This window comes from Rhizobium sp. CB3171, from assembly GCF_029714265.1.
Taxonomy (GTDB): Bacteria; Pseudomonadota; Alphaproteobacteria; order Rhizobiales; family Rhizobiaceae; genus Rhizobium.
The window spans coordinates 389,995-413,986 of record NZ_CP121653.1 but is presented as its reverse complement, the minus strand read 5'-3'; the positions used below and the strand labels follow the sequence as shown (position 1 = coordinate 413,986).

At 61.4% G+C, this 23,992-nt stretch carries 22 protein-coding genes; 11 read left to right on the top strand and 11 right to left on the bottom strand.

The genetic code is table 11. The features are described 5' to 3' along the window. Positions 1–332 precede the first annotated feature (332 nt). The 4 genes from QA648_RS21095 to QA648_RS21080 all read left to right on the top strand — a co-directional run bounded on the left by QA648_RS21095 (position 333) and on the right by QA648_RS21080 (position 5,082). Positions 333–1,028, top strand: a complete 696-nt coding sequence (locus QA648_RS21095; protein WP_260305287.1) for a GntR family transcriptional regulator — start codon at positions 333–335, stop codon at positions 1,026–1,028. A gap of 151 nt (positions 1,029–1,179) precedes the next feature. Beyond that, entirely contained in the window at positions 1,180–2,067 is an 888-nt protein-coding gene (locus QA648_RS21090; RefSeq protein ID WP_283053427.1) for a dihydrodipicolinate synthase family protein, read from the top strand. A 2-nt stretch (positions 2,068–2,069) separates the two neighbouring features. After that, the gene (locus tag QA648_RS21085) at positions 2,070–3,416 is read left to right on the top strand and encodes an FAD-binding oxidoreductase (protein ID WP_283054335.1); all 1,347 of its coding nucleotides are present in this window, start codon (positions 2,070–2,072) and stop codon (positions 3,414–3,416) included. A gap of 214 nt (positions 3,417–3,630) precedes the next feature. Beyond that, positions 3,631–5,082, top strand: a complete 1,452-nt coding sequence (locus QA648_RS21080) for a CHAD domain-containing protein (protein WP_283053426.1) — start codon at positions 3,631–3,633, stop codon at positions 5,080–5,082. Between the two features lie 69 nt (positions 5,083–5,151). On the opposite strand, the gene QA648_RS21075 is transcribed toward QA648_RS21080, so the two are convergent. Together QA648_RS21075 and QA648_RS21070 are read right to left on the bottom strand one after the other, a co-directional pair. Next, positions 5,152–6,204, bottom strand: coding sequence for an S-adenosylmethionine:tRNA ribosyltransferase-isomerase (locus QA648_RS21075; protein ID WP_283053425.1), 1,053 nt, complete (start codon positions 6,202–6,204; stop codon positions 5,152–5,154). Beyond that, complete coding sequence (locus QA648_RS21070) at positions 6,201–6,923, bottom strand: SDR family oxidoreductase (RefSeq protein WP_283053424.1); 723 nt, start codon at positions 6,921–6,923, stop codon at positions 6,201–6,203. Before QA648_RS21070 ends, QA648_RS21075 begins: the two co-directional genes overlap by 4 nt. A gap of 86 nt (positions 6,924–7,009) precedes the next feature. On the opposite strand from QA648_RS21070, the gene soxR reads away from it, so the two are divergent. Then, positions 7,010–7,444 (top strand): redox-sensitive transcriptional activator SoxR, encoded by a 435-nt coding sequence (gene soxR, locus QA648_RS21065; RefSeq protein ID WP_104826265.1) that lies wholly within the window; start codon positions 7,010–7,012, stop codon positions 7,442–7,444. A gap of 50 nt (positions 7,445–7,494) precedes the next feature. Here soxR and QA648_RS21060 read toward each other — a convergent pair whose 3' ends face one another. Together QA648_RS21060 and QA648_RS21055 are read right to left on the bottom strand one after the other, a co-directional pair. Beyond that, positions 7,495–7,881, bottom strand: a complete 387-nt coding sequence (locus QA648_RS21060; protein WP_283053422.1) for a response regulator — start codon at positions 7,879–7,881, stop codon at positions 7,495–7,497. 17 nt (positions 7,882–7,898) lie between these two features. Then, complete coding sequence (locus tag QA648_RS21055) at positions 7,899–8,876, bottom strand: HWE histidine kinase domain-containing protein (protein ID WP_283053421.1); 978 nt, start codon at positions 8,874–8,876, stop codon at positions 7,899–7,901. 362 nt (positions 8,877–9,238) lie between these two features. Here QA648_RS21055 and QA648_RS21050 point away from each other — a divergent pair, with 362 nt between their 5' ends. The 6 genes from QA648_RS21050 (at position 9,239) to QA648_RS21025 (ending at position 16,874) form a co-directional block, all read left to right on the top strand. Then, on the top strand, positions 9,239–12,931 hold the full coding sequence (locus tag QA648_RS21050) for a PAS domain-containing protein (RefSeq protein ID WP_283053419.1): 3,693 nt from the start codon (positions 9,239–9,241) through the stop codon (positions 12,929–12,931). Further along, entirely contained in the window at positions 12,928–13,569 is a 642-nt protein-coding gene (locus QA648_RS21045) for a response regulator (RefSeq protein ID WP_283053418.1), read from the top strand. The genes QA648_RS21050 and QA648_RS21045 overlap by 4 nt, the downstream gene beginning before the upstream one ends. A gap of 2 nt (positions 13,570–13,571) precedes the next feature. Next, positions 13,572–13,949: a response regulator gene (locus tag QA648_RS21040; RefSeq protein WP_260305285.1), complete on the top strand. Its 378-nt coding sequence runs from the start codon at positions 13,572–13,574 to the stop codon at positions 13,947–13,949. Position 13,950: 1 nt separating this feature from the next. Then, positions 13,951–14,655, top strand: coding sequence for a response regulator transcription factor (locus tag QA648_RS21035; protein ID WP_260304800.1), 705 nt, complete (start codon positions 13,951–13,953; stop codon positions 14,653–14,655). A 125-nt stretch (positions 14,656–14,780) separates the two neighbouring features. Next, positions 14,781–15,548 (top strand): SDR family oxidoreductase, encoded by a 768-nt coding sequence (locus QA648_RS21030; protein ID WP_104826258.1) that lies wholly within the window; start codon positions 14,781–14,783, stop codon positions 15,546–15,548. Positions 15,549–15,689: 141 nt separating this feature from the next. Next, on the top strand, positions 15,690–16,874 hold the full coding sequence (locus tag QA648_RS21025) for a hypothetical protein (RefSeq protein WP_283053415.1): 1,185 nt from the start codon (positions 15,690–15,692) through the stop codon (positions 16,872–16,874). A gap of 8 nt (positions 16,875–16,882) precedes the next feature. On the opposite strand, the gene QA648_RS21020 is transcribed toward QA648_RS21025, so the two are convergent. From QA648_RS21020 to QA648_RS20990, 7 genes are read right to left on the bottom strand one after another with little or no spacing between them, the layout of a single operon-like run. Next, positions 16,883–17,896, bottom strand: a complete 1,014-nt coding sequence (locus tag QA648_RS21020; RefSeq protein ID WP_283053413.1) for a succinylglutamate desuccinylase/aspartoacylase family protein — start codon at positions 17,894–17,896, stop codon at positions 16,883–16,885. A gap of 31 nt (positions 17,897–17,927) precedes the next feature. Beyond that, entirely contained in the window at positions 17,928–18,272 is a 345-nt protein-coding gene (locus tag QA648_RS21015) for a RidA family protein (protein ID WP_283053410.1), read from the bottom strand. Positions 18,273–18,308: 36 nt separating this feature from the next. After that, positions 18,309–19,619: an alanine racemase gene (locus QA648_RS21010; RefSeq protein WP_283053408.1), complete on the bottom strand. Its 1,311-nt coding sequence runs from the start codon at positions 19,617–19,619 to the stop codon at positions 18,309–18,311. After that, entirely contained in the window at positions 19,612–20,568 is a 957-nt protein-coding gene (locus QA648_RS21005; RefSeq protein WP_283053406.1) for an amidohydrolase family protein, read from the bottom strand. The genes QA648_RS21010 and QA648_RS21005 overlap by 8 nt, the downstream gene beginning before the upstream one ends. Continuing rightward, positions 20,565–21,506: an ABC transporter permease gene (locus QA648_RS21000; protein WP_283053404.1), complete on the bottom strand. Its 942-nt coding sequence runs from the start codon at positions 21,504–21,506 to the stop codon at positions 20,565–20,567. The genes QA648_RS21005 and QA648_RS21000 overlap by 4 nt, the downstream gene beginning before the upstream one ends. Then, a complete protein-coding gene (locus QA648_RS20995; RefSeq protein WP_104826251.1) occupies positions 21,503–22,468 on the bottom strand; it encodes an ABC transporter permease in 966 nt (321 codons plus the stop codon). The genes QA648_RS21000 and QA648_RS20995 overlap by 4 nt, the downstream gene beginning before the upstream one ends. Further along, positions 22,465–23,973: a sugar ABC transporter ATP-binding protein gene (locus QA648_RS20990; RefSeq protein ID WP_260304792.1), complete on the bottom strand. Its 1,509-nt coding sequence runs from the start codon at positions 23,971–23,973 to the stop codon at positions 22,465–22,467. The genes QA648_RS20995 and QA648_RS20990 overlap by 4 nt, the downstream gene beginning before the upstream one ends. Positions 23,974–23,992: the final 19 nt, after the last annotated feature.

Genomic DNA, 23,992 nt, shown 5'->3' with positions numbered 1-23,992 from the left:
GGCATCGCTACCTCTGTCGTTCGGTTGCCAGAGGATCCGTCTGAAGCGTGGGGGCGCGCCTTCTTACGCACACCAAGGCATCAATTATGGGGCGGCCATGGACGTCGGCTGCCAAAGCACCTTCCGTTCCCGAAGATGCTTTGGCGGGCCGCGGCCGACTGCCCGGCCGGATGTGGGCAGCGATCCAAGTCCACACTTTCTAATCCTGAAATCTCGCGTGTCAGGCGGCACAGACCGCTGCGAAAGACGCCGCAATTTCCATGAAAGACTTGACGTCTATCTTATGTCTACTTAATGTCTTCTAAAAGGATAATGACATGAGCGACGATGATATGACGACCGACATCGCGAGCCCCGACCGCAAGGCCAGCCTTAGTCTTGCCCTGCGCAGACGGATCCTCACCATGGAATTGCCGCCTGGCTCAGTTCTGGACGAAGTGGCGCTGAGCGAGGAGTTCGGCCTATCCCGCCCGCCGGTTCGGGAGCTGATGCGCCAGATGGCTGGCGAAGGTTACATCGAGCTGGAAGCGAACCGAGCCGCTCGGGTCAGCTCGATGAGCTACCAGTCGCTACGGGACTACTTTCTGATGGCGCCGATGATCTACATCACCGCGAATAGACTGGCGGCCGAGAACCGTACTCGGGCAGAACTCGACGCTCTGAAGCAGATTCAGCGGACCTTTCAGAAGGCGGTCGACAATTGCGACGCCGAGGGTCGCGTCTTCTATAACGACCAGTTCCACCGACAGATAGGCGAGATGGCGCACAACGTCTATCTCGTTCCCAGTCTCCGGCGCCTGCAGATCGACCACGCCCGTATCGGGAAGATCTTCTACAAGCATCCGAACACGCCGCGCATGCAGGAAGAACTGGAGCTTGCATCCCGGCAGCATGACGAAATGATCGAGGCCATCGAACGACACGACGCCGATGCCTCGGCCGAGCTGGCGCGCCTGCACATCGAACTCTCTCGTCGAAACATGGCCATGTATGCGGCCCCCGAGGGTATGGAAACGCCGACCCTCTAGGACGGCATCTCGAAGAACAAACCAAAACCATCGCTGGAGAGGCCGATGAGCGAACTTCCAAGCAAGCAGGAACATAGCCGGGTAAAGACGAGCCCTTTGTTGCCTGCCAAATGCCTCGACCTTTCACCTAACCTCGGGGGACATGACAAGAATGTCTAACTTTCAATTTCCAGGCCTAAACCTTGCCATCGCCACTCCCTTCGACGATGCCGGCCGCATCGACTACGGGCGTCTCGAACACAATGTCGAGCGCTATCTCGCAGCCGGCGTCAGGAGCTTCCTGTTCAGCTCCGGCACCGGCATGCATGTCTATCTTTCCAAGGAGGAATCGGAGGAGCTCGTCAGGCGCGGTGCGCGTATCGTCAACGGTCGGGCGAAGGTGATCGCTCAGACATCGGCCCTCCTGGCGGAGGACGTAGTCGAGCGCACGGTGCGCGCCCGTGATGCCGGTGCCGAAGGCGTCATGGTTCTTCCACCTTTCTTCGAAGGACCGACGGACGATCAGGGAATCCTCGATTTCTACAGCGAGGTTGCGAAGGCGGGTCTGCCGGTCATCGGTTACAACGTACCGCAGGCGGTCGGTGTTGCGATCACGCCCGAACTTCTGGAGAAGCTGAACGAAATTCCCGGATTCTGTGCCGTCAAGGACAGCAGCGGCGATCTTGGAAAGCAGGCGGCGCTCATCCGTTCCGGCCGGTTCGTGATGAACGGCGCCGACCCTCTCGTTCCCTATGCGCTTTATGCGGGATGTGACGGTTTGATCTGGGGTGGTGCGAACTTCGCTCCACGAACCTCGGTCGCGCTCGTCGAGGCAGCATCGAAGCGCAGATGGGACGAGGTCCGTGAGCTCTGGAAGATCCTGGAGCCGTCCATGGGGCTGATCTGGGAGGGAGACTACGTGCAGTCCGTCTATGCGGCCGCCGAACTGACCGGTTACGGGGCGGGAGTGCCGCGTAAGCCGCTGCGTGCGCTCGCTCCGGAAAAGCTTCCCGCTCTCCGCCGCTCCCTCGAAGCTCTCATAGAGCGGGAAGCGATTTGACCGTGACCCAGGCCGCAAAGAACGTCTTCGTCGCATCGAAGCTTCCCAAGCGCGCGGGCGTGTCGGGATGGGTGGCGACACTTCCGCCGCGCACGCCGCGCCCGGCCTTGGGCGAAGCGATCAACGTCGACGTCGCGATCATCGGCGGCGGTTTTGCCGGTCTCTCCGCGGCGCATCGTCTCTCGCAGCTCGACCCGACCGTCCGGGTGGCTGTTCTCGAAGCGGGTATCGTCGGCGAAGGTCCGGCCGGCGCCAATTCCGGCTTCATCATCGATCTTCCGCACGAGGTCTCCTCGAACGATTTCAGCGGCGAGTCGGAGGGCAAGTTCCGCGACTCCGTGCTCCTGCAGCGTTCGGCAATCGCGCTCGCGACCAAACTCGCTGCAGAGAACGGCTGGGGACAGGAGCTGTTCGATCCCTGCGGCCGCTACAGCGTCGCGATGAGCGCCGAAGGCGACAAGCATCTCGAAGCCTATTCGCTGCAGCTTTCGAAAATGGGCGAAGCCCATCGGCTCCTCAAAGCCAGCGAGATCGAAGCGGTGACGGGATCGAAGGCCTTCACCTCCGGCCTGTTCTCGCCCGGCACGATCATCATCCAGCCGGCCGCTTATATCCGCGGAGTGGCCGACTGTCTTAAAGAGCCGGTGAGGCTTTTCGAGCAGACACCTGCTCTTTCCTTCGAGCGCTTCGGCGGCGGCTGGCTAGTGAAAACGCCGAAGGGCTCGGTGCAGGCGGGCAAGATCATCATGGCCAATAACGGCCATGCGGAGAGCTTCGGCTTTTTCCGCGGGCGCCTCCTTCATGTCTTCACCTATGCATCGCTGACGGAGGAATTCGATCCGGCTAGGCTGGGCGGAGAAAGAAAGTGGGCGGCGACGCCTGCGCTGCCGATGGGAACGACGGTGCGGCGCATCAATACCCGCGGCGGCGACCGCATTCTGATACGTTCGCGCTATAGCTATAATCCGAGCATTGAGATCAGCGATGCCGCGATCCGCAGCGCCGGCCGCCTGCATGACGGCAAGTTCTCACATCGTTTCCCCACGCTTGCCGGCGTCGGCATGCAGTACCGCTGGGGAGGCGCGATGGCGCTGACGCGCAACCATGTCCCGGCCTTCGGAGAAATCGAACGAGGTGTCTTCGCAGCCTGCGGCTGCAACGGACTAGGCGCGTCGAATTCGACCGCTGCCGGCATCGCCGCGGCCGAGCGCGTGCTCGGGCACGAGTCCGAACTCGGCCGTGTCTATAATCGCCTGGCAGCACCGGTTGCGCTGCCGCCGCAGCCGCTGACCACGATCGGAGCGAAGCTCCATCTGGCCTACCGGGAATGGAGTGCCGGGGCCGAATGAGACGCGAATTTTATCTGCGCCGCCGGCGAAGATGATAGTGGCGAGGCGAGCCCATACCGCCGAAGCGACCTCTCGCGCAGGCATCCGCAAACCCATGTCGCAGGCTGACATCATTATTGTTTCATAGGGGGTGATTGGACCGAACCATCAGACCCTTGAGGCGTTATAATGTCTTATGGGGTAGTCTAATACGCGTACGCGCCGGAGGTCTTCGATGTCACCCGAAGTCGAACTGAAGCTTGAGCTTTCCACGGAGGCCGCAAAACGGCTGTCGCGGTTCACCCCCCTTACCAACCCTGAAAAGGTCCTGAAACAAACTTCAACCTATTTTGACACCGACGATCACAAGCTTTTTCAGAACGGGTTCACCCTCCGTGTCCGTCAGACCGGCGATGTTCATGTCCAGACCGTGAAAGCGGTGGGCCAGAGCCAATCTCTTTTTGCCCGTTCGGAATGGGAGACGCCCATCGAAGGGGACAAGCCGGTCGTCGACGATTCCAATCCGCTCAAAACCGAGTTCGGTGAGGAACTTGCTGTGTCGCCTGCCTTCAACGTGGAAATCGAGAGGCGCGTTTGGACCGTGAAGGAAAACGGTTCCCTGATTGAGGTGGTCATCGACCAGGGATCGGTCGTCTCTGGTGACCGGAACACCGCCGTGCGGGAAGCCGAGCTTGAGCTGAAGGATGGCAATCAGAAGGACCTATTCGTATTCGCACGCAAGATCGAAGCGGTCGCGCCCATTCGTTTTGGCGTTCGCTCCAAGGCGGAAAGGGGCTTCGCGCTGATCGAGCAGCAGAAGTCCGTTTTCAAGGCGGAGGACATTCGCCTCGATCAGAATATGCACGCATCCGATGCCTTTCAAACAATTGCCGCCTCGTGCTTCCGGCAATTTCGTTTGAACGAGGACGTTCTGCTACGGCAGCGAAATGCTGAAACGCTGCACCAGGCCCGCGTAGGGCTGCGTCGCCTGCGCTCCGACTTCTCGCTGTTCAAGCGAATGCTTCCGGGCGATGAGCCGCAACGACTGAAGGACGAGCTGCGCTGGCTGGCCGGAGTCCTCGGAGAGGCGCGCAATCTGGATGTGCTGCTGACAAAGGCGACGGACCCAGACCTGCGGGGCCGGCTGACGGATGCCCGGGAGGCTGCATACGACGACGTGGTTGAGGGATTGAACTCCAGTCGTGCCCGCGCGCTCATGCTGGATTTTAACGAATGGCTTCGGTGCGGCGAATATCTTTCGCTTCCCGAGACTGAGGACGTGCGGGGCCTGTCGGCGTTGGAGTTTGCCGAAATGGCGCTCAACCGAATGCGCAAGAAGCTGAAGAAGCACGGGCAGGCGCTCGCCAAGGTCGACGATCGTCAACGCCACGAGGCTCGCAAGGACGCGAAGAAGCTGCGCTATGCGGCCGAGTTCTTCGGGTCACTGTTCGACAACAAGCGCGGCGTGCGCCTTCACCGGCGTTTTATCGGCGCAATGGGGAGGCTTCAGGACCATCTTGGATTGCTGAACGATCTTGCAACCGGGCCCAACGTACTGAGCAAGCATGGTCTGACCAACCATCCGGCTGCCGACAGCATTATTTCCCATGCGGACAAGGATGCTCTGATAGACGACGCGCAGGTTTCGCTTGACGAGGTGCTGGACGCGAAGAAGTTCTGGCGCTGAACATCGTTTTACAGCAGGAATGCCCGAGGATCATGGCGATCTCCCCGGGCTTCGTCGTGAGCGCTTCGGTCAGGTTCGGTCCGAGCCGGCCGCAGCGGCGGTTGATAAATTATACAGCACGGAATCACCGAATTCATGCGTGCGATACCGCCCCACGGTAAGCACTGCGGAGGCCTTTGCGAGCAGGGCATCATCGGCAAAGGCGCGCAGAAGCTCGAAATGGCTTTCGCCGGGCTGGTGGACGCCCGTCAAAATCGTATCGACCACGCGGAGCGGTGTGCCCTGGGCGATGCGCCCTGTAGCAACGCCATTTCCGGCGCGAACGGTGCCATCGGGACGGGCGGCCGCCTCGAGGGCGCGCACGACGCTCGTGCCGATCGCGATGGTGCGCCTGCCTTGGAGCTTCGCCCGCGCGATCTGCTCTGCGGTGCGCTCGGGGATGCTGTAAGGCTCGTCGAAGGGAAGACGTGAGTCGAGTGCGGGATCGCCGGTCGAGGAAATACCGGCAGCATGCGTCAGCGACGCGAACCCGATGTTGCGCCGGCGCCAGGCCTGAAGCGTACGCCAGTCGAGCGCAAAGCCTGCCGACGGCGCCTCGAACGCGAACGGCCGGACCGCAATCTTCGTCCAAACATCCCACAGCGCCAACGGTTCGGGAACATGCGCATATTGGATCGGCCGGCCATGCTGCGCCAGACCGGCAAACACCGCCGCTTGGTTGCTGAGGAAACGCAGTTCAAGAAGGCGAGGATGGTCGAGAAGGCGCTCTATGACGACCTCGAGCGGGCCGAGCCGCAGCTGATCGCCCGGCGACAGCGGCGGCGGTGCCGGCCGGTCTTCCGTGCGTGCCCGATGATCGCCCGAGCCGAAGGCGATTGCCACGAAGCGAGTGGGATCGGGAGGTGATAGCCAGCCGGCGAGGCGGACCTCGATCGCCTTCCCGCTTGGCGCATGGGTTCCATGCAAACTGGCAGGCAAGGTCGCGGCATCATTGGCGACAACAAGATCGCCGGGATTGAACAGCGCCGCGAGCTTGCTGCGCGGCATGTCGCGCATCGTGCCATCCGCCTCGATGACAAGCAGCTTGGCGGAGTGGCGGTCGGATTGGTCATCGGCGATCATGCTTGTCCTCCCGCTATAAGCGCGGCACGGGCCGGCAACGCGGTGAGCATCTTCTCGATGATCTCGGCAGCGGCGAGCTCGGGAGCCTTCAAGGTCGACGGATCGGCGTCGGGAAGTGCCTGTGCGTGAAGCGGGGTGTCCATATCGCCAGGGTCAAGCGCGAGAAACCTTATACCGTGGGGCTTCGCTTCCTCGTCCCAAATCGCCGTCAGATGGGCAAGAGCGGCCTTGCTCGCCCCATACGCTCCCCAGCCGGGATAGGCGTTGACCGCCGCATCGCTGGAAATGTTGATCACCAGTGAGCCGCGGCCCTCGCGTGCGGACGCGGCAAGCGCGCCGAACAGCGCCTTCGTCAGCCGGAACGCACCAAGGAGATTGACCGCAAGCGCCGCCTCCAGCTCCTCGCACTGGGTATCGGCCAGAAGCGCCAGTGGGACAGGGCCGAGGCTCGACGCATTGTTGATCAGGACATCGACCCCGTCCAGGCTGGCGGTGACCTGCATCGCGGCCGGATAGATATCGCCCTTCTTGCCGATGTCGGCCACGATGCCGTGCGCGCCCGTCTCGGCTGCGATGCGTTCGACATTCGCTGCCGTGCGAGCGACGAAGGCGACACGCGCCCCCTTCGCCGCAAGCTGGCGCACGAGGGCCAGTCCCAACCCCGACGTGCCGCCCGTGATCGCCACGCGAAGTCCCTGAAGATCGATATTCATCTGCATTGCTGGTGCTCCTTCAATGGGTACCAACAACTACTACAAGTTCAAGTTAACTTGAAGTCAAGCGGGAATCGTGCTCTTGTCTATGCATGGATCCGATGCTCACCATCACCGACGTATCGCGGCGCAGCGGCGTTGCCTCATCTGCCTTGCGTTTCTACGAGGAGCGCGGGCTGATTGCCTCAGAGCGCGCCGGCTCGGGGCACAGGCGCTATCACCGATCCATATTGCGCCGGATCGCCTTCATCATCTTTGCGCAGCGGATCGGGCTGACGCTTGAGGAGATCGGCGCGGAACTCGACAAGCTGCCGGCCGACCGTATGCCATCGCGTCGGGATTGGTCGGAGTTATCGGGCGAATGGGCAAAGCGCATCGATGAGCGCATTGCCGAGCTGCAGCGGCTGCGGTCGGGGCTTACCGAATGCATCGGCTGCGGCTGCCTGTCGATCGACCGATGCAGCCTCGCCAACCCTGCCGATGTGGCGGGACGCAAGGGGCCAGGGCCGAGATATTGGCTGGGGTGAATAGGCGGCCGCATCCCCGGAGCGATGCGTGACGGCATTCGGCTGCAGGCCTACATCGTGAGAGCCTGGATCACACCGAGCAGGCCTTTCATATCGGTCGGCTTTCCCACGTTGACAGCATTGGCAAGGATTGCATTCTGGGCCAGTTCGGACTTTTCGCATGCGCTCGCGAGGACGAAGGGCACGCCCAGCGACTTCAATAGAATTGCGACTGGTGTCACCTTTTCATCGTCAAGATTGACATCCAGGACTGCTGCATCCGGACGTTCGTCTTGCAGGAGATCGAGGGCATCCTCGACCGAGCCGACCGGTCCGAGCACGCGAAAACCTCCCTCGATCAACGCTTCCCTCAGTTCCATCGCTATGAAGAACTCGTCTTCGACTATGAGGACGAGGTTCCCGCGTACATCCTCTCTCTCTCTCTCTCTCTCTCTCATGTCCGCTCATCACATCCTCACACAGGGAGTTTGATCGTTGCAGTCAAACCACGACCGCCATAGGCAAGCTCCACCTCGCCGCCCAAATGGGCAGCAGTACCCTCGATCAATTCCGTTCCATAGCCTTTGCGTGTCGGCGGTGCCAAGCCCGGGCCTTTCTCTTCCCGCCACTCGCATTTCAGGTATTTTCGTTCTTTTGGCCCGGCTTCCAGCGACCACTTCACATGGATTTCGCCTTCAGGAACGGACAAGGCGCCGTATTTTACCGCGTTGGTGGCCAGCTCATGGATCATCATGCTGATCGGAAGGACCTTTGAACTCGATAGTTGCACTGTCGGCCCCTCAAAATGAAGCCGATCCACGCCAATTTCGCTGATTGTAGTTTTCAGCAAAACGGCAAGATCAGCCGTTCCCTTGTTTGAAACGAGCTCCTGGGCGCGTAAGGTGACATCCAGCCGTCCAAGGAAAGCATCGCGATACTCCTCTGCGGTCCGGCCTTCGGTCTCCGTTTGCATCGCGATCGCGCGCACGACCGCAAACAGGTTCTTCATCCGATGTCGAGTTTCGGAGATGATGAAGTTTTGCTCGGCCTCGTGGCGCTGGCGCTCGGTAACATCGTCGAAAAGAACGAGGACGTTGGTGCTGTTGTCGTCGGGATGAACGAGGCGCCGAGCATCGATGAGGAAAGTCCGCCGACCGATCGCAGGAAAGTCGTGCGTCACCTCAAATCCAATCACGGCAGATGCCTTGGGAATTACCGAAGCTATGAGTTGCCGAAGCTCTTCAATGGCCCATTGGCCATTGCCTAGATCAAAGAAACTACGCCCTAAGATGTCATCCCGCTCGACTTTAAAGGTGCGGATGAAAGCGTTGTTGGCAGTCACCACGCAAAACCCCTGATCCAAGACGACCACCGGCTGGGTCATCGTATCGACGACACCTTGAGCTTGGACGTGGCTGCTTCTCAGTAAGCGATACAGGTCTTCCAACATCATCGAGGAAATCTTTCCCTGGTTAGAAGTATTCGCATGTTGACGTTCTCGTCCTCAGATGAACGTCGGATTGCTTAACCAGATTTCACCAGCCTGAAAGGCAAGCGAGACTGGCGATGGGCACTAAAATAAAGATGGCGGCTTCATATTATTTGACAAGCCGCTCTCGACACACATTCCGCCAGATGCGGCGTGTTGGCGAGCAGCAAAGCCGCTACGTGTCCATCAATACATGGATTTCCATAAGTTGCAGCGCTGTTGTCACGAGACTACTGTGCGGCATGGGTTCGCCAGTGCCGATATCGAGAAGAAGCCGCTCGAAACGCTGACGATCCCAGGCTTTCTTTGCCCCGCAGGAGCAGCCTATGATGCGCGTCTGGTCGTACCGCCCTCAATTCCTGCACTTAGGGCTTTTTATCGCGGCTTATGTCTTGGGCTGCGGATTCGCTCAATCGCTCGCAATCGTCCCTGGAACCGGTATTTCCATTTGGCCTCCGAGCGGGCTTTTCATCGCCACGCTTGTCCTCGCCCCCAGGCAAAGTTGGCCGTGGTGGATAGTGGCGGGGTGTCTGGCTGAATTGTTCAGCAACCTTTGGTTCCAAAGTCCGCTGCCCGCGGCCTTCCTGATCTATGCCGGCAATGCTCTTGAGGCGGTGGTCGGCGCATGGCTTGTGAATCGGACCTGTGGCCGTCCGGTTCGGCTGGAAACCTTGCAGGAAGTTCTCTCATTCGTCGTCTTTGCCGCTGTCATCGCGCCGATCGTAAGTGCCACGATCGGAAGTGCGACGCTTGCCTGGTTCGACATGCAATCGCAATCCTTCACGACGGCGTGGCCCTTATGGTGGATCGGGGATGCCACCGGGGTCTTGATCGTAGCGCCGCTGGCGTTGGTCGTGTTCCAGAACTGGCGCGGTGAGGCCCAGCTCTCGCCCGCGCGATGGCTGGAAGCCTGCCTCCTGGGGCTGATCTTTCTCGGTGTCGCCGCCCTTTCCTTGAGCGGCGCCTTGCCCTTCAGCTACATTGTCATGCCCCCTCTTCTTTGGGCCGCGGTGCGTTTCGAATTCAAAGGCGCCGCCGTGACCCTGACACTTCTTGCCCTGATCACGGCGCTATTCACGATATCCGGCGCCGGCCAATTTGTCGGTGATCCCGGGTCTCAGAAGCACAACCAGATCATGCTGCAGCTTTTTCTGGCCATCTCGGCATGTTCAGCGCTCATCGTGGCCGCCATATCGCGACAGCACCAGCTTGCGGTGGCCACATTACGCCAAAGCGTTGAGGCATTGCGTGAGCGCGAAAACGAGCTTTCGCAGCTCGTGAACATGGTGCCCGTCCAGATCAGACGTCTGACACCAGAAGGCGAGCCGACCTTCTTCAACAAGCGCTTGCTCGATTTCTTCGGTTTGGACGACATAGCGCAATTGGAGAAGCCTAACATGAGCCGGCTGGCGGCAGCCATTACGACTCTCGTCCATCCCGAAGATTCGGCCCGCCTATTGGAGACTGTCCGCCACTCCCTCGCCACCGGTGAGCCCTATTCGATGAAATATCGCATGCGCCGCGCGGACGGCGCTTACCGATGGGTGGATGGCCGCTGGGAGCCGCTGCGGGATCAAAGCGGAGCGATTGTGCAGTGGTTCGCAATCTCCATCGACATCGACGATGAAGTGCGTGCGCAGAACGCATTGCGCGAAAGTGAACGGCAGTTGCGGCAGCTCATCGACGCCGTACCCGCTCTGATCTGGAGCGCGACGCCTGAAGGAGTGCCATCCTACATCAACAAGCGGCTCATGGATACGGTTGGGGTCACTCTGGAAGACTTGGTCGCGCCGGACGGATCGCTGTCGCTGGCCGATGTCTACCCGGAAGACAGACAGGCAGTGAAGCAGGCACTCGCACACTCGTTCGAGATGGGTACCCCTTTTGCAATGAAGTATCGTCAGCATCGCTCCGACGGAGCCTATCGCTGGACCGAGGGGCGCGCAGAGCCGCTACGCGATCCGGAGGGGCGGATCGTGGAATGGTATGGCGTCTGCCTCGATATCGATGACCTCGTGACCGCGCAGGAAGCCTTGCGGCAAAGCGAGCGCCGCTACCGAGACCTGTTCCACTATATGCCGATCGGGCTGGCCCAAGTGGATGCCGGCAAGTTGATACCCCTGTTCAAGGAGTTGCGGGCACAGGGCGTCACGGAACTCAGAACCTATATAGACGAGCACCCCGAATTCCTGCCGCGCGCCTTGGAAGCGCTGGAGGTTGAAGAAGTCAACCGGCATATCATCGAGATGTTCGGCGCAAAGGATACCGGGGAGATGCGGGGGCCGATTACCCGGTACTGGCAGCCGGGCATTGCCACCATACGCCGTTCCATCGAGGCGCGTTATCGCGGTGAGGAGATCTTTCAGGAAGAGACCAAGGTGGCCCGAATGGACGGCAGCGTCATCGACGTCCTTTTCACAACCGCCCGCCCCGGCGCCGTGGCCGACAAGAGCCTGGTTGGCTTTATCGATATCACTGAGCGCAAGAAGGCCGAGGAGGCATTGCGCAACCGGGAGCGGGAGTTCTCTCAGCTCGCCGACATGGTTCCAAGCCTGCTCTGGCGGTTAAGTCCAACCGGCGAGCCGGTTTACTTCAGCAAACGCACCATCGAGTTTTTCGGTTTGGACAGCCGGGCTTATGAGGGGCTGACAATGAGTGGCCTCGCCGCCGCGATAGCGTCTCTCGTCCATCCCGATGATGCGGCGCGACTGTCGGAGGCGCTCGACCGTTCGCTCGCCACCGGCGAGACCTTTTCCCTGAACTATCGCCTGCGTCGTGCCGACGGAGTTTATCGCTGGATGTCGGGCCGCGCGGAGCCGCTGCGCGATCAAAGCGGAAAAATCATCCAATGGTACGGTCTCTCGCATGATATTGATGATCAACTGCGCATCGAGGAGGAATTGCGCACGCGAGAGCGCTCGCTCTGGCAGCTCGTCGAAACGCTGCCCGCGATGATCGATTGTGCGGCACCCGATGGGGAGCCGGTCTATCGCAATCCCCAGCTCCGTGATTTCCTTGGTTATAAGCTTGAAGACCTGGACGGAACTGGAAAATCCCGGCTGGCCGGCACACTCGATGCCGGCGTTCATCCCGATGACCTCCAGGGCGTCAAGGAGAATTATGCCCATTCCTTATCCACCGGCGAACCGTATGCGCGCAGGCATCGCCTGCGGCGGTTCGATGGCGAATATCGCTGGATCGAGACACGCGCCGCACCGATGCGCAATCCCGAAGGCGCCATCGTGCAGTGGAATGTCATCTGCATCGATATCGACGGCGAGGTTCGCGCACAGGAAGAGCTGCAGCGGGCACGAGAGGGCCTCGCGCGCGCGAGCCAAGCAGCAAGCCTTGCCGAGCTTTCGGCTTCCATTGCGCACGAGGTAAACCAGCCCTTGGCGGCCGTCGTGGCAAACTCGCACGCCTGCCAGCGCTGGCTCATGGCCGAACCGCCCAATATCGAGCGGGCGGAAAAAACGGTAGAGCGCATCATCCGCGACGCCAACTCGGCTGCTGACGTCGTCAGCCGTATACGCGCCTTGTTCAAGCAATCCATAGATACGAGGATTTATACGGCATTCGCGAGCGTCATCAACGAAGCGCGCAACCTCATGGCCGACGAAGCGTTGCGGCATCGCGTTCGGATGGACGTGAAGATTGACGGCAGCCTTCCGCTCATCGCAATCGATCGCGTTCAGATCCAGCAGGTTCTGATCAATCTCATTCGCAACGGCATGGACGCGATGGACTCCATTGCAGGCGAGCGAGTGGTCGGGATGCGCGTGCGCCACATGGGCGATGTCGTCCGGACCGAAATCAGCGATCACGGCCAGGGCATCGAATTTCCCGAGAGAATATTCGAACCGTTCTTCACGACAAAAGCAAACGGCATGGGCATGGGGCTGGCGATCTGCCGCTCGATCGTCGAGTTACACGGCGGACGATTGTGGACCGAAAAGAATGAACCGAGTGGGGCGACATTCATCTTCACCCTGCCGGTTGAAATGAAGGCAGCGCAATGACGACTGATGATCATATTGTCTTCATCGTGGACGATGATGAACGCATTCGGGAGGCGCTCGGCGATCTGCTCGACTCGCATGGCATGCGCGCCATCGCGTTCGGATCGGCCGGCGATTATGTGAGCGCGGACAAACCCGATTTCCCGGCCTGCCTCATCCTCGATATCGAGCTGCCTGATATCAACGGCCTCGATCTGCAGGGGCAGATCGCAGAGGGAGATCATCCGCCGATCGTCTTCATTACGGGGCACGGCGACATTCCATCGTCGGTACGTGCGATCAAACACGGCGCCGTGGACTTCCTGACCAAGCCTTTCAGCGACGCCGATCTGATGGCAGCCATCCACGCCGCGATCGCCCAGGATCGGGAAAAGAGATCGGAACGCGCCGAACTCAGTATGCTGAGACAACGCTACCTCGAACTGACGCCACGAGAGCGTGAGGTGTTGCCGCTCGTCGTGAGCGGCCTTCTCAACAAACAGGCGGCGGCTGAGCTGGGGATCAGCGAAGTCACGCTGCAAATCCATAGAAGGAACGTTATGCAGAAAATGGCGGCGGCATCGCTCGCCGATCTCGTGCGTATTGCGGAAAGATTGGAAATCCCGATTACCCACTCGCGCCGCGTGGGAGGAAATTGAATATGAACAAGACAAGACATGTAGTGGCAATCGTTGATGACGATCCAAGGCTACTGGAATCGGTGGGCGATCTTCTGGAATCCGCTGGCTATGCCGCCCGCAGCTTCCCGTCGGCGGGATCATTGCTCGTCGACGGGCTATCGGACCTAGACGTGCTCATCACGGACATCGGGATGCCCGGCATGGATGGCTTTGAGCTTCGTGACCTAGTGAGGAAGCTGCGTCCGGAGCTGCCGGTCTTCCTGATCACGGGCCGCCACGAGATAGCGGATCAGGGCCGCGCTCAAGGCATCAGCGGATTTTTCCGGAAACCATTCGATGCCCAGGCCCTGCTCGCGGCCATCGCCAATGCTTTGCATCAGTCAAGAGATGGAGGGTAAGATGAAAGTTGAACAATCTTTCCCGCGGAGATCGGCACCGCCATCACCGCGGCGGAGAAGCGAAGAAGATCAGCCGCTCGTCATCATTGTCGATGATGACGCATCCGTTCGGGAGGCACTCTCGGAGTTGATCCTGTCGGCGGGCTTCCGGCCCATCAGTTTTGCCTCGACCCGCGAAGTGCTTGATGCCGATATCCTGGACAATCCCGGCTGCTTGATCCTCGATGTGCGCATGCCGGGGACGAGTGGTCTCCATCTGCAGCGTCATCTGGCCGAAAACGGCAATCCCAAACCGATCATCTTCCTGACCGGGCATGGCGACATTCCGATGACCGTCGAGGCGATGAAGGCCGGCGCCGTGGATTTTCTCACCAAACCGGTGCGGGACCAAACATTGCTCGACGCCGTGACGGCGGGCATTGCCATGGATGCCGAACGACGGGCGCAAGCCGCGATCGCCAATCGCAACATCGAACGCCTCGAGACGCTGACGCAGCGCGAGCGCGAGGTTCTCTATGAAGTGGCGCACGGACGCCTCAACAAGCAGATCGCCTTCGATCTCGGCATTAGCGAAGTGACGGTCAAGCTGCATCGCAGCAATGTCATGCACAAGATGGAGGCAGCCTCTATCGGCGAACTGATCCGGGCATGGGAAACACTGCCGGCACCGATGCGCGAGGCTGGCGCACATCGGGCTGTAACATGATTGAGCCGAGTTGGTACAAAGGGCTTGTCTCGAAAGGAATCCAAGCGCAGTTTCCGGAAATGGCGTCGACAAGTTCGCGGACTTGCGAGATTCTTCAAAACTGACAATGACATGCGGGGGAATAAATGACGGATAGGCTCAAGAACAAGATTGCCATCATTTCCGGCGGAGCCACCGGAATGGGCGGGGCTGCTTCACGCTTGTTTGCGGCGGAAGGCGCGACGGTTGCGATTATCGACCGAAATGGCGACGCGGCTGAGGAGACGGTACGGGCGATCCGGGATGCCGGGGGCGTTGCTGACTATTGGGTTGCCGATGTATCGGACGAAACAGCCGTCAATGCGGCAGTGAAGAGCATCGAGGACCGTTTCGGTGCCGTGACCGTCCTCTTCAATCACGCCGGCACGATCGTCATCAAACCGTTTCTCGAAACGACGCTGCAAGAATGGGAATGGCTGCACGGCGTCAACGTGCGCTCGATGTTCCTGATGACCAAAGCCGTGCTTCCGGGCATGATCGCAGCCGGCGGCGGGTCCATCGTCTGCACGTCATCGATCTCGGCGGTCGCGGCGACGCCGATGGAAGTGCTCTACGATACGACGAAAGGCGCTGTGCACATGTTCGCCCGCGCCATTGCCGTCGAGTTCCGCGATCGCAATATTCGCTGCAACGCCGTTTGCCCCGGCTTCATCCGCACGCCGCACGGTCTGCGCGAGGTGGCTGAGTTGCAGGCCCTCGGCGTTGATGTTTCGGATGAAGCAATCGCGGCGCAGCAAGGCCGGATCGGAGAGCCGGAAGATGTGGCGCGCGCCGCCCTCTACCTCGCCTCGGACGAATCCAACTTCGTCAACGGTATCCATCTCTTCGTCGACAATGGCTTTACCGCGATCTGATCGTCGATAGCTGACTAAACAGCATTCTTCTCACGACAGGGCCGCAAGCAAGCGTGCAACGGCAACGCATACCCAAAGATCGGCCTGGACACTATTATGGACACATGTTCTAAAAAATGGACAGATTAGCGGGAGCACGGCATGCATCTTTCCATGTGGACTTACCCTTGGGACATTCAGGATCAGGGGCTTGAAACGCTTACCGCCGACCTTCGCGGCCGCGCAGGCCTCACCACGATCAGCATGGCCACCTCCTATCATGCCGGCCGGTTCTTTCAGCCGAGAAGCCCGCAACAGAAGGCCTATTTTCCCGAAGACGGGACGGTCTACTTCCGGCCGGACGAAAGACTATGGCAAGACAAGGAGATCCGGCCGCTGATGGCCAGGAATGTAGCCGAGCGCGGCGACATGCTGGAAGCGCTCGTCAAAGGGCGCGACGCGACAGGCCTCAAGGTCTCGTGCTGGACGGTCTGCCTCCATAATACCCGCCTCGGCATGCTGCATCCCGATCACGTCACTCGGAACGCCTTTGGCAATCCCAACTATTACAATCTTTGCCCCTCAAGCCCCGCGGCGCGGGCCTATGTCGTCACCCTCATCCGCGACATTACGACAAACTATCGGCCGGATATGCTGGAACTCGAGAGCCCGAATTTCATGGGGTTCGCGCACGAATATCACCACGAGAAAGACGGCGTCGGCCTTAACGCCGAAGACGATTTCCTGCTGTCGCTCTGCTTCTGCGACCATTGCACGGCGCGCGCCACGAAGGCCGGCGTGCCGGTCGAAGGCGCGCGCCAATCGGTCACGCGCTTCATCGCGGAACTCTGCGAGCGAGCTGTCCCGGAGCGGCAATTCCCAGACTTTCCCGCGGCCGGGATCGATGCATTTCGCGACCACCCGGATCTATACGCCTATCTCGTCTGGCGCACCGAACCGGTGACCAGCCTGATTGGCGAGATCAAGGCCACGGCTGATCCGGAGACACGCATCGTGCTTATCGACCTGAAGGACGGCTGGCTCGGCGGCGTTGATCTCCTGTCGGTCGGCAAGCTCTGCGACGGGGCGATCCTCTGCTGCTACGACATGGAGCCGGAGGCTGTCGGCGAGGTCATCCGGAGCGGGCGGGCGGCAATCGGACCGGGAAAGTTCCTCGGCGTAGGTCTGCGCGTCTTCTATCCTGAAGTCGACGGACCGGCGATCCTCGCGGCGCGCGCCAAAGCCGCGGTGGTCGCCGGCGCAGATGGCGTGAACTTCTACAACTACGGCCTCATACCGGCCAAGCGCCTTGACTGGGTCAAGGCGGCGGTCGAGGCAATCACCTGACCCCCTCCTCAGGATGCGATTGGTTCGGCGACTTGGATCAGGCAGTCGCCGGCCTGGCTGTCGCAATGCAGCCTATGGGAAATGACGATGCCGCCCTCCGCAAAGCGCAGCTCTTCCTCCGGCCGCTCCAGACGTTCCAGGTCATGGTACCATCCGGCAAGATCGCCGGCAGAAACGGTTGCGCCGAGTGCGACGGCTGGCTCGAACCAGCCTCTATGGTTCGCATAGATGCCCTGGCTGTGCCGAGACAACGAAAGAAGCTGCAGCGGTCCCGGCTCGGAGAGCGGTGCGCGGGAGAGAACCGGACGCTCGACAATGCCGAGCGCGATAAGCAGCCGGTCGATCGCCGCCGCCGTGAAAGCCATTGTCTCCGGCGTCACGGTTCCGCCGCCGCCGAATTCGCCGGAAAGACCCACGGCCCCCGCCCGTCCAGCAGCACCCAGCGATGTCGGCGCGGTCGGCCCATTGTCGGCGATGAAGGCATGTGACGCACCCATGGCGCGCATCAGCGAGACCGACCGCTGGAAGCGGGCCGTATCGGCCTGCCGCTCGATCAACGTGCAGGGCAGGTGCGCCATGGACGTGCCGCCCGAATGCAGATCGAGCACGACGTCATGGCGCGGAAAGAGTTCATGTTCGAGGAAATGGGCGAGACGCGCCGTCGGCGATCCCGTCGGATCCCCGGGAAACGCCCGGTTGAGATTGCCGCCATCGAACGGCGAGCAGCGCCTCGCCGCCATCACCGCCGGCAGATTCGCCATCGGCAGGATGGTGACGGCGCCGCGGATTTCCGCAACATCCAACCGGCGCAACAGCCGCCCGAGCTGGAGTTCGCCCTCATATTCGTCGCCATGGTTGCCCGCCATCAGAAGCAGGGACGGCCCCTCGCCATTCTTCAGGCGAAGAACTGGAATGCGGATCTGATAATAAGGCGAACGGTCGATCGAATAGGGAATGGCGAGATGACCGGCCTGCCGGCCCTCGCGCGAAAAGTCGATCGGATTGACGAGGCCGCTATGCATGATGTCTCCAGTCCAGGCGGTTGCCTTGCCGTTAAAGGGCCGCGATCGCGGTCATTTCGACGCGCAGGTCGGGATCGGCGAGACGTGCCTCGACGCAGGCGCGAGCCGGCGGGTTTTCGATGTCGATCCAGCCATCATAGACGCCGTTCATCGCCTCGAAATCGGTGATCGCCGGCAGGAAGACGTTGACGGCAAGCAGGCGCGAGCGATCGGTACCGGCTTCTTTCAAAAGGGCATCGATCTTGCCAAGCACGTCGCTGGTCTGCTCCTCGATGCCCGCCTTGCGATTTTCCGCGACCTGGCCGGCAATATAGACGAGCCCGCCATAGCTGACAGCTTGGCTCATGCGCGAACCCTTCTGGTAACGTTGGATCATGGAAGGTTTTTCCTTTTCTTGCTTTGGGAGGGAAGTTCAGCCGAAGCTGGTGAGATAGGCCGCCGTCACCGAATGATCCGGGTCGAGGCCATAGAGGATTGCGTGGCGGTCAAGGCAGGTGCAGGGATGCGAAATACCGCATTCGACCACGTCGCCAACGGAAACGTCGCTGCCGTCTGCAGGTGCCACGAAAGCGTGCTGATCATTGAGGCGGAGGACTTCGGCGCCCCTGAGATCGGCAAGACGCGCACCGTTACGATAGAGCGCCAGCGGCCGCGGCATGCCCTGATCCATGGCCACGTCACGCATGCCCAAGCCGCAGATCGCCAGCCTTGGCTCCGGCCGGGACAGGACCTCGGCCCAGACCCGCAGCGCCGGACGAAAGCCGGACGCGGCGGAAGCTAATTCGGCACCAATGCGGAAGCCACCGCGCGCATCGAGACCAGCAAGACCGCGCTCGTAAATGCCGTGATCGTGAAAGAAGATGGCACCGCTGCGCAGCACGAGACGGCAAGCGGGATCGGCAGCAACGGCGGACGAAAGCCCCACAACAACCATGTCGAAAAAGACCGAACCGCCGGCCGTGACGAGGAGCGGCCGCTCGGTGCCTATGCGAGAACGCACCTTCGGCAGGAACTCGGCCGTCATCGCCATCAGCGCCGTGATGCGAAGCATCGTCTCTTCCGCATCGCTGGTCGCGGCGGCGCCTTCATAAGCGGCAATGCCGGTCAGCCGGAAGGTCGGCGTTTCGGCAGCAACGATCGCATCGAGAATTGCTGCCGCAGCGTCGGAGCTGCGCACACCGGCCCGACCGGCGCCGAACTCCACCATCAGCCCCAGCGGCGGCAGATCTCCACGTTCGCGCCACGCCGACCGCAGAGCATCGACGAGCGCCGTCGAATCCACGAAAACATGGACTTCCGCATCAGGATAACCGGCAAGCAGCGCGGCAAGCCGACGTGCGGCGGCGGCTCCGCCGATCTCATTGGCAAGGATCAGACGGCGCTGTCCTGCCTTGAGCAGAACCGCAGTCTGGCGGATATCGGCAACCGTCGTGCCCCAAGCACCCGCTGCAATAAGTGCGTCTGCCAATGCCGTCGACATCGGCGTCTTGGCATGTGGCGCGATTTCGGCGCCACGGCTCTTCACATAGGCCATCATCAGCTCGACATTGCTGGAGAAAGCCTGCCGATCGAGCGAAATCAGCGGCAGGGCCATCCTGCCGTCATAAGGTTTCCATCCCTGCTTACCGATTGCCGCAAGCGGGAGCGGTGGATGGCCCGGCGGAAAGCCGCGCACCCGGTCATCGATCAGCACGGTTTCGGATGCGGCATGAAGGTCAGACATCGCAGCCTCCCTGGGGCTCGACCGGATCGGCTATGCCGAGGCGATAGGTGTCGTTGGCCGTGGCGAAGAACAGGGCGCGTTGCTCGTCGAGAGAGAATTGCGAGGCGACGGTGCGAAAGGCCCGATAGACCTCGTCGAAGGAGGCGTATAACCCCGCCACCGGGAAATCGCTCGCGAACATCGAGCGCGTCGGGCCGAAACAATCGAGGCAATGCTCGATCACCGGTCGCAGGCTTTCGAGTGTCCACCCGCTGTCGTAGGCCACGAGGTCGGAAATCTTCAGGCGCACATTCGGCTCGTTGCCAAACGCCCGCAGGCCTTCGCGCCAGAGCGCCATGCCATCATCCGTGCGGTCGACAGGGCTTCCGCCGTGGTTGAGCACGAAAAGCGTTTCCGGGAAAGCGCGCACCAGCGCAAGCGCGTCCTTCATCTGCCATGGATAAAGCATCAGGTCGAAGATAAGCCCGAGCCGCGTAGCGTGGGCAAGCCCCGCCCGCCAGGCAGGATCACCCATGAGATCCGCGCGCCGGGCAAAACGCTTCGCCGGTTCCGGATGCCAGCTAACGATATCGCGGATGCCGACGACGTTCGGGTTTGCCGCTTCCATCTCGAGCAGGCGCATGGCGTCCGGCGCATCGAGAGGAACCCGCGCGACATAACGGCGTGCCACGCCGGAGCTACGGTCGAGGCTATCCAGCCAGCGACTCTCTTCCAGCGGATGCGCATCGGACCAGCCGGCCTCCACATGGACGGTTGCAACCACGTTCTGGCGTCCGGCATCGGCGCGATAATCTTCGATGCCGTAGTTGCGCAGGATCGGTGCGAGACTCCCGAAAGCCGTCTCCCCGCCGGTCGCCTGCGCTTTTTTAAGCCAAGGGTGTCGCTCCAGCTTGAGATCCCAGAGGTGATGATGCGGGTCGATCAACGGCCCGTCATAGCGCTCGGTCATCTGCGCCCCTCACGACCGGATACGAGCAAGAGGGCAAGGATCAGCGTGCCGAACATGATGGAGCGCCAACCGGGCGAGGCATTGACGACGGTGATCAGTGCCGTCGTCGTCACGAGCAGGATCGCGCCGGGAATAGTACCTGCATAGGTGCCGCGGCCGCCGAGGATGGACGTACCGCCGAGCACGACGGCTGCGATCGAGGTCAGCAGATAAGGATCGCCGATGCCGACATAGCCTTGCCGGTTCATGCCCAGCACGAGAATACCCGCAAGCCCCGCGAAAAAGCCCGAGAGCGTATGAACAATCAGCGTGTTGCGACCGACGCGGACACCGGAAAGCCGGGCAGCCAGCGGGTTTGCCCCAAGCGCAAGGAAACGCGCGCCGATCGGCATGCGGTGGATGAGCAGCAGGACGACAACCGAGACCACAATCCAAAGGACGATACCAGCCGGGATGCCGAGCGGCCGCGCCTGGCCAAGCAGAATGACCGCCGGATTGCTGACGGTAACCGCACTGCCGCCGGCAACGATGACGAGCAAGCCTTGCAAGAAGGTCGCCATGGCAAGCGTCATGATGATTGGCGGTACGCGAAGATAGGCCGCACCCGCACCGTTCATGAGGCCAACGCCAGCGGCGATGGCAAGTGCTGCAGCGATACCGATGACGCCGCTCGCATCCCAAGCAGGCGAGAGGAGCGGCAGCAGGATCGCGGTCACGGTGATAACCGCGCCGACGGAAAGATCGATGCCGCCCATCAGGATGACGAGCGTCTGGCCGGCGGCCACAATGCCGATCACCGCTGAGAGCTCCAGCAGATAGCGCAGGTGACCATAGGCACCGAACCCGCGCAACATGAAGCTTGCGACGATCCAGACGAGCGAGACCAGAAGGAAGGTCAGGAGCGGCGGGTTGCGGAATGCTGTCCTGATGACGTTCATCGCCTTACCTTCCATTGTGCGAGAAGTTCCGGAACCGCGACCGCGCCCACGATGATCAGGCCCTGCGCGACATATTGCGCGACCGGCGGAAAGCCGAGGAAGAACATGACGTTGATCATGACCGAAAGCAGCAGGCTGCCGCAGATCGCGCCGCGCATGGTGCCCTTGCCGCCAAGAAAGCCGACGCCGCCAAGCACGGAGGCAGCAATCGAGTTCAGTGTAAAGGGCGTGCCTATCACCGGATCACCCGAGCCGGTCTGCGCAGCGACGAAGAGACCGGTCAACGCCGCCAGAAGACCGGAGAGCGCAAAGGCGACAACCTTCACCCGCTCGACCGGGACACCGGAACGGAATGCGCCGATCGGGTTGTCGCCGGCCGCATAGATGCCGAGGCCGAGCGGCGTTGCGAGAAAGGCTTTCCAGAGCACGAGGGTCACGACGAGCAGCAGAAAGGCGACGGGCGTATCGCCGGCCAGCGTTACCGACAGCCAGTCGGGAATGAACCCACCCGGCCGCGGCAGCAGGATGAGCGCGACCCCGGTTATGATGAAGGAGCCGGCAAGCGTGACGATGATCGCCGGAAGCCGCAGATGCGTCACGATGGCCCCAATGACAGCGCCGATCGAAAGGCCGGCGAGCGCGACCGCAACAATGCCGCCCGGCACGCCGAATGTCCCTTCCATGGTCGTTGCCGCTATGACTGCGCCGAGACTCACGAGCGGACCGATCGCCAGCGTGATGCCGCCGTTCAACATGAGCACCGCCTGCGCCATGGTGACGAGCGCGAGCGGGAACCAGTTCTGCGTGAACTTCGAAAAGCCACTGATGGAAAGGATACCCGGAAAGAGCACGACATAGAGGATAAGAAAAGCGCCAACCACCAGATAAAGGCCGCCGAGACCGCGATTGCGGCGGAGCTGGATCGCGCCATAAAGCCAGGCGGAAGAGGAAACGGTGCTCATGCTGCTGCCTCCTGTGTCGTGACGCCCATGGCCGCGCCGACGATCGCCCCTTCGCTGATCGCAGCGCCTGATAGCGTCGCCGCGATGCGCCCCTCGCGCAGCACCACGACGCGGTCGCAAAGATGCACCAGTTCCGGCGTGTCGGAACTGGCCAGGATGACGAGCCGCCCCTCGGCGGCGAAAGCACGGAGCATAAGGTAGATTTCCCGCTTGGTTTCGATGTCGACGCCGCGCGTGGGATCGTTGAGGAGCAGAACGGACGGATCGAGCGGCAGCCATTTGGCGAGCGCCACCTTCTGCTGGTTACCGCCGGAAAGTGCCTGCACCGGGCGGGCCGTGTCGCCCTTGATCGTCAGACGGCGCGCAAGATCGGCGACAAGACCGCTTTCTGCCTGCAGGTCGCGCAGCCCTTTGCTGGCGAGCCGTCCGAGCGAGGGCAGGATGAGGTTTGACGCAATGGAATGAGGCAATACCAGCCCCTCATGTTTGCGGTCGGCCGGGACATAGACGATACCAGCCGCATTCGCCTCGCCGACATGGGCAGGCAGGCCGGGTTTCCCGGAAACCTCGGCCCGGGCAGCCGCGGCAGGAATCGCGCCATAAAGGCCGAGCAACAAGTCTTCCTGCCCCTGCCCCACGAGCCCGCCGATGCCGACGATCTCGCCGGCACGGGCGGAGAAGCCGATGTTGCGCACCATGCCGGCGGAAAAATCTTCGACGCTGATGCGCGTCGCACCGGGCGTCGCGGCTCGGCGCGGCGGGAAGAGGTCGCCGGTCTCGCGGCCGACCATGAGACGCACCAGCCCCTCGCCGTCGATGCCGGATAGCGACTGGTCCGCCGTGACCCCGCCATCCTTCAGCACCGTGACGTGCGAACAAAGCGCCTGCACCTCATGGAGGCGGTGAGAAATATAGAGAAGTGCTATGCCGCGATCCCTCAGCGTCTCGATCAGGCTGGCAAGAATGCCGGCTTCATGGGCCGAGAGCGAGGAGGTAGGCTCATCCAGAATGAGCACGCGCGGCTTGCGGAACAGCGCCTTGGCGATCTCCACCATCTGACGGCGACCAAGCGCAAGATCGGCGACCGGCATGTCGATCGGCTCGGTAAGCCCCACCATGTCGCAAACTTCCCGCACACCGCGATGAAGAGCTTCATAGTCGATGAGACCGAACCGGCGCGGAAATGCGCCGAGTCCGATATTTTCGGCAATCGAGAGATTCGCCGTGAGGCTCAGCTCCTGCTGGACCACGGCGATGCCCGCCGCACGCGCGGCCGCCGGGCTAAAGCGCCCAACGGGCTTGCCGTCGACGGCGATGGAACCGCCGTCGGGCTGGAGGGCACCGGACAGCAGATTGATCAGCGTGGACTTGCCGGCACCGTTCTCACCGAGCAGGGCGTGAACCCTGCCCGGAAGAAGGGCGATATCGACGCCCTTCAAAACGGGATTGCCGAAAAATCCTTTGAACACCTGCCGGGCTTCCAGCAGGGGCCTTTCTTCCTTCATGACGGCTTCCTTCAAGACG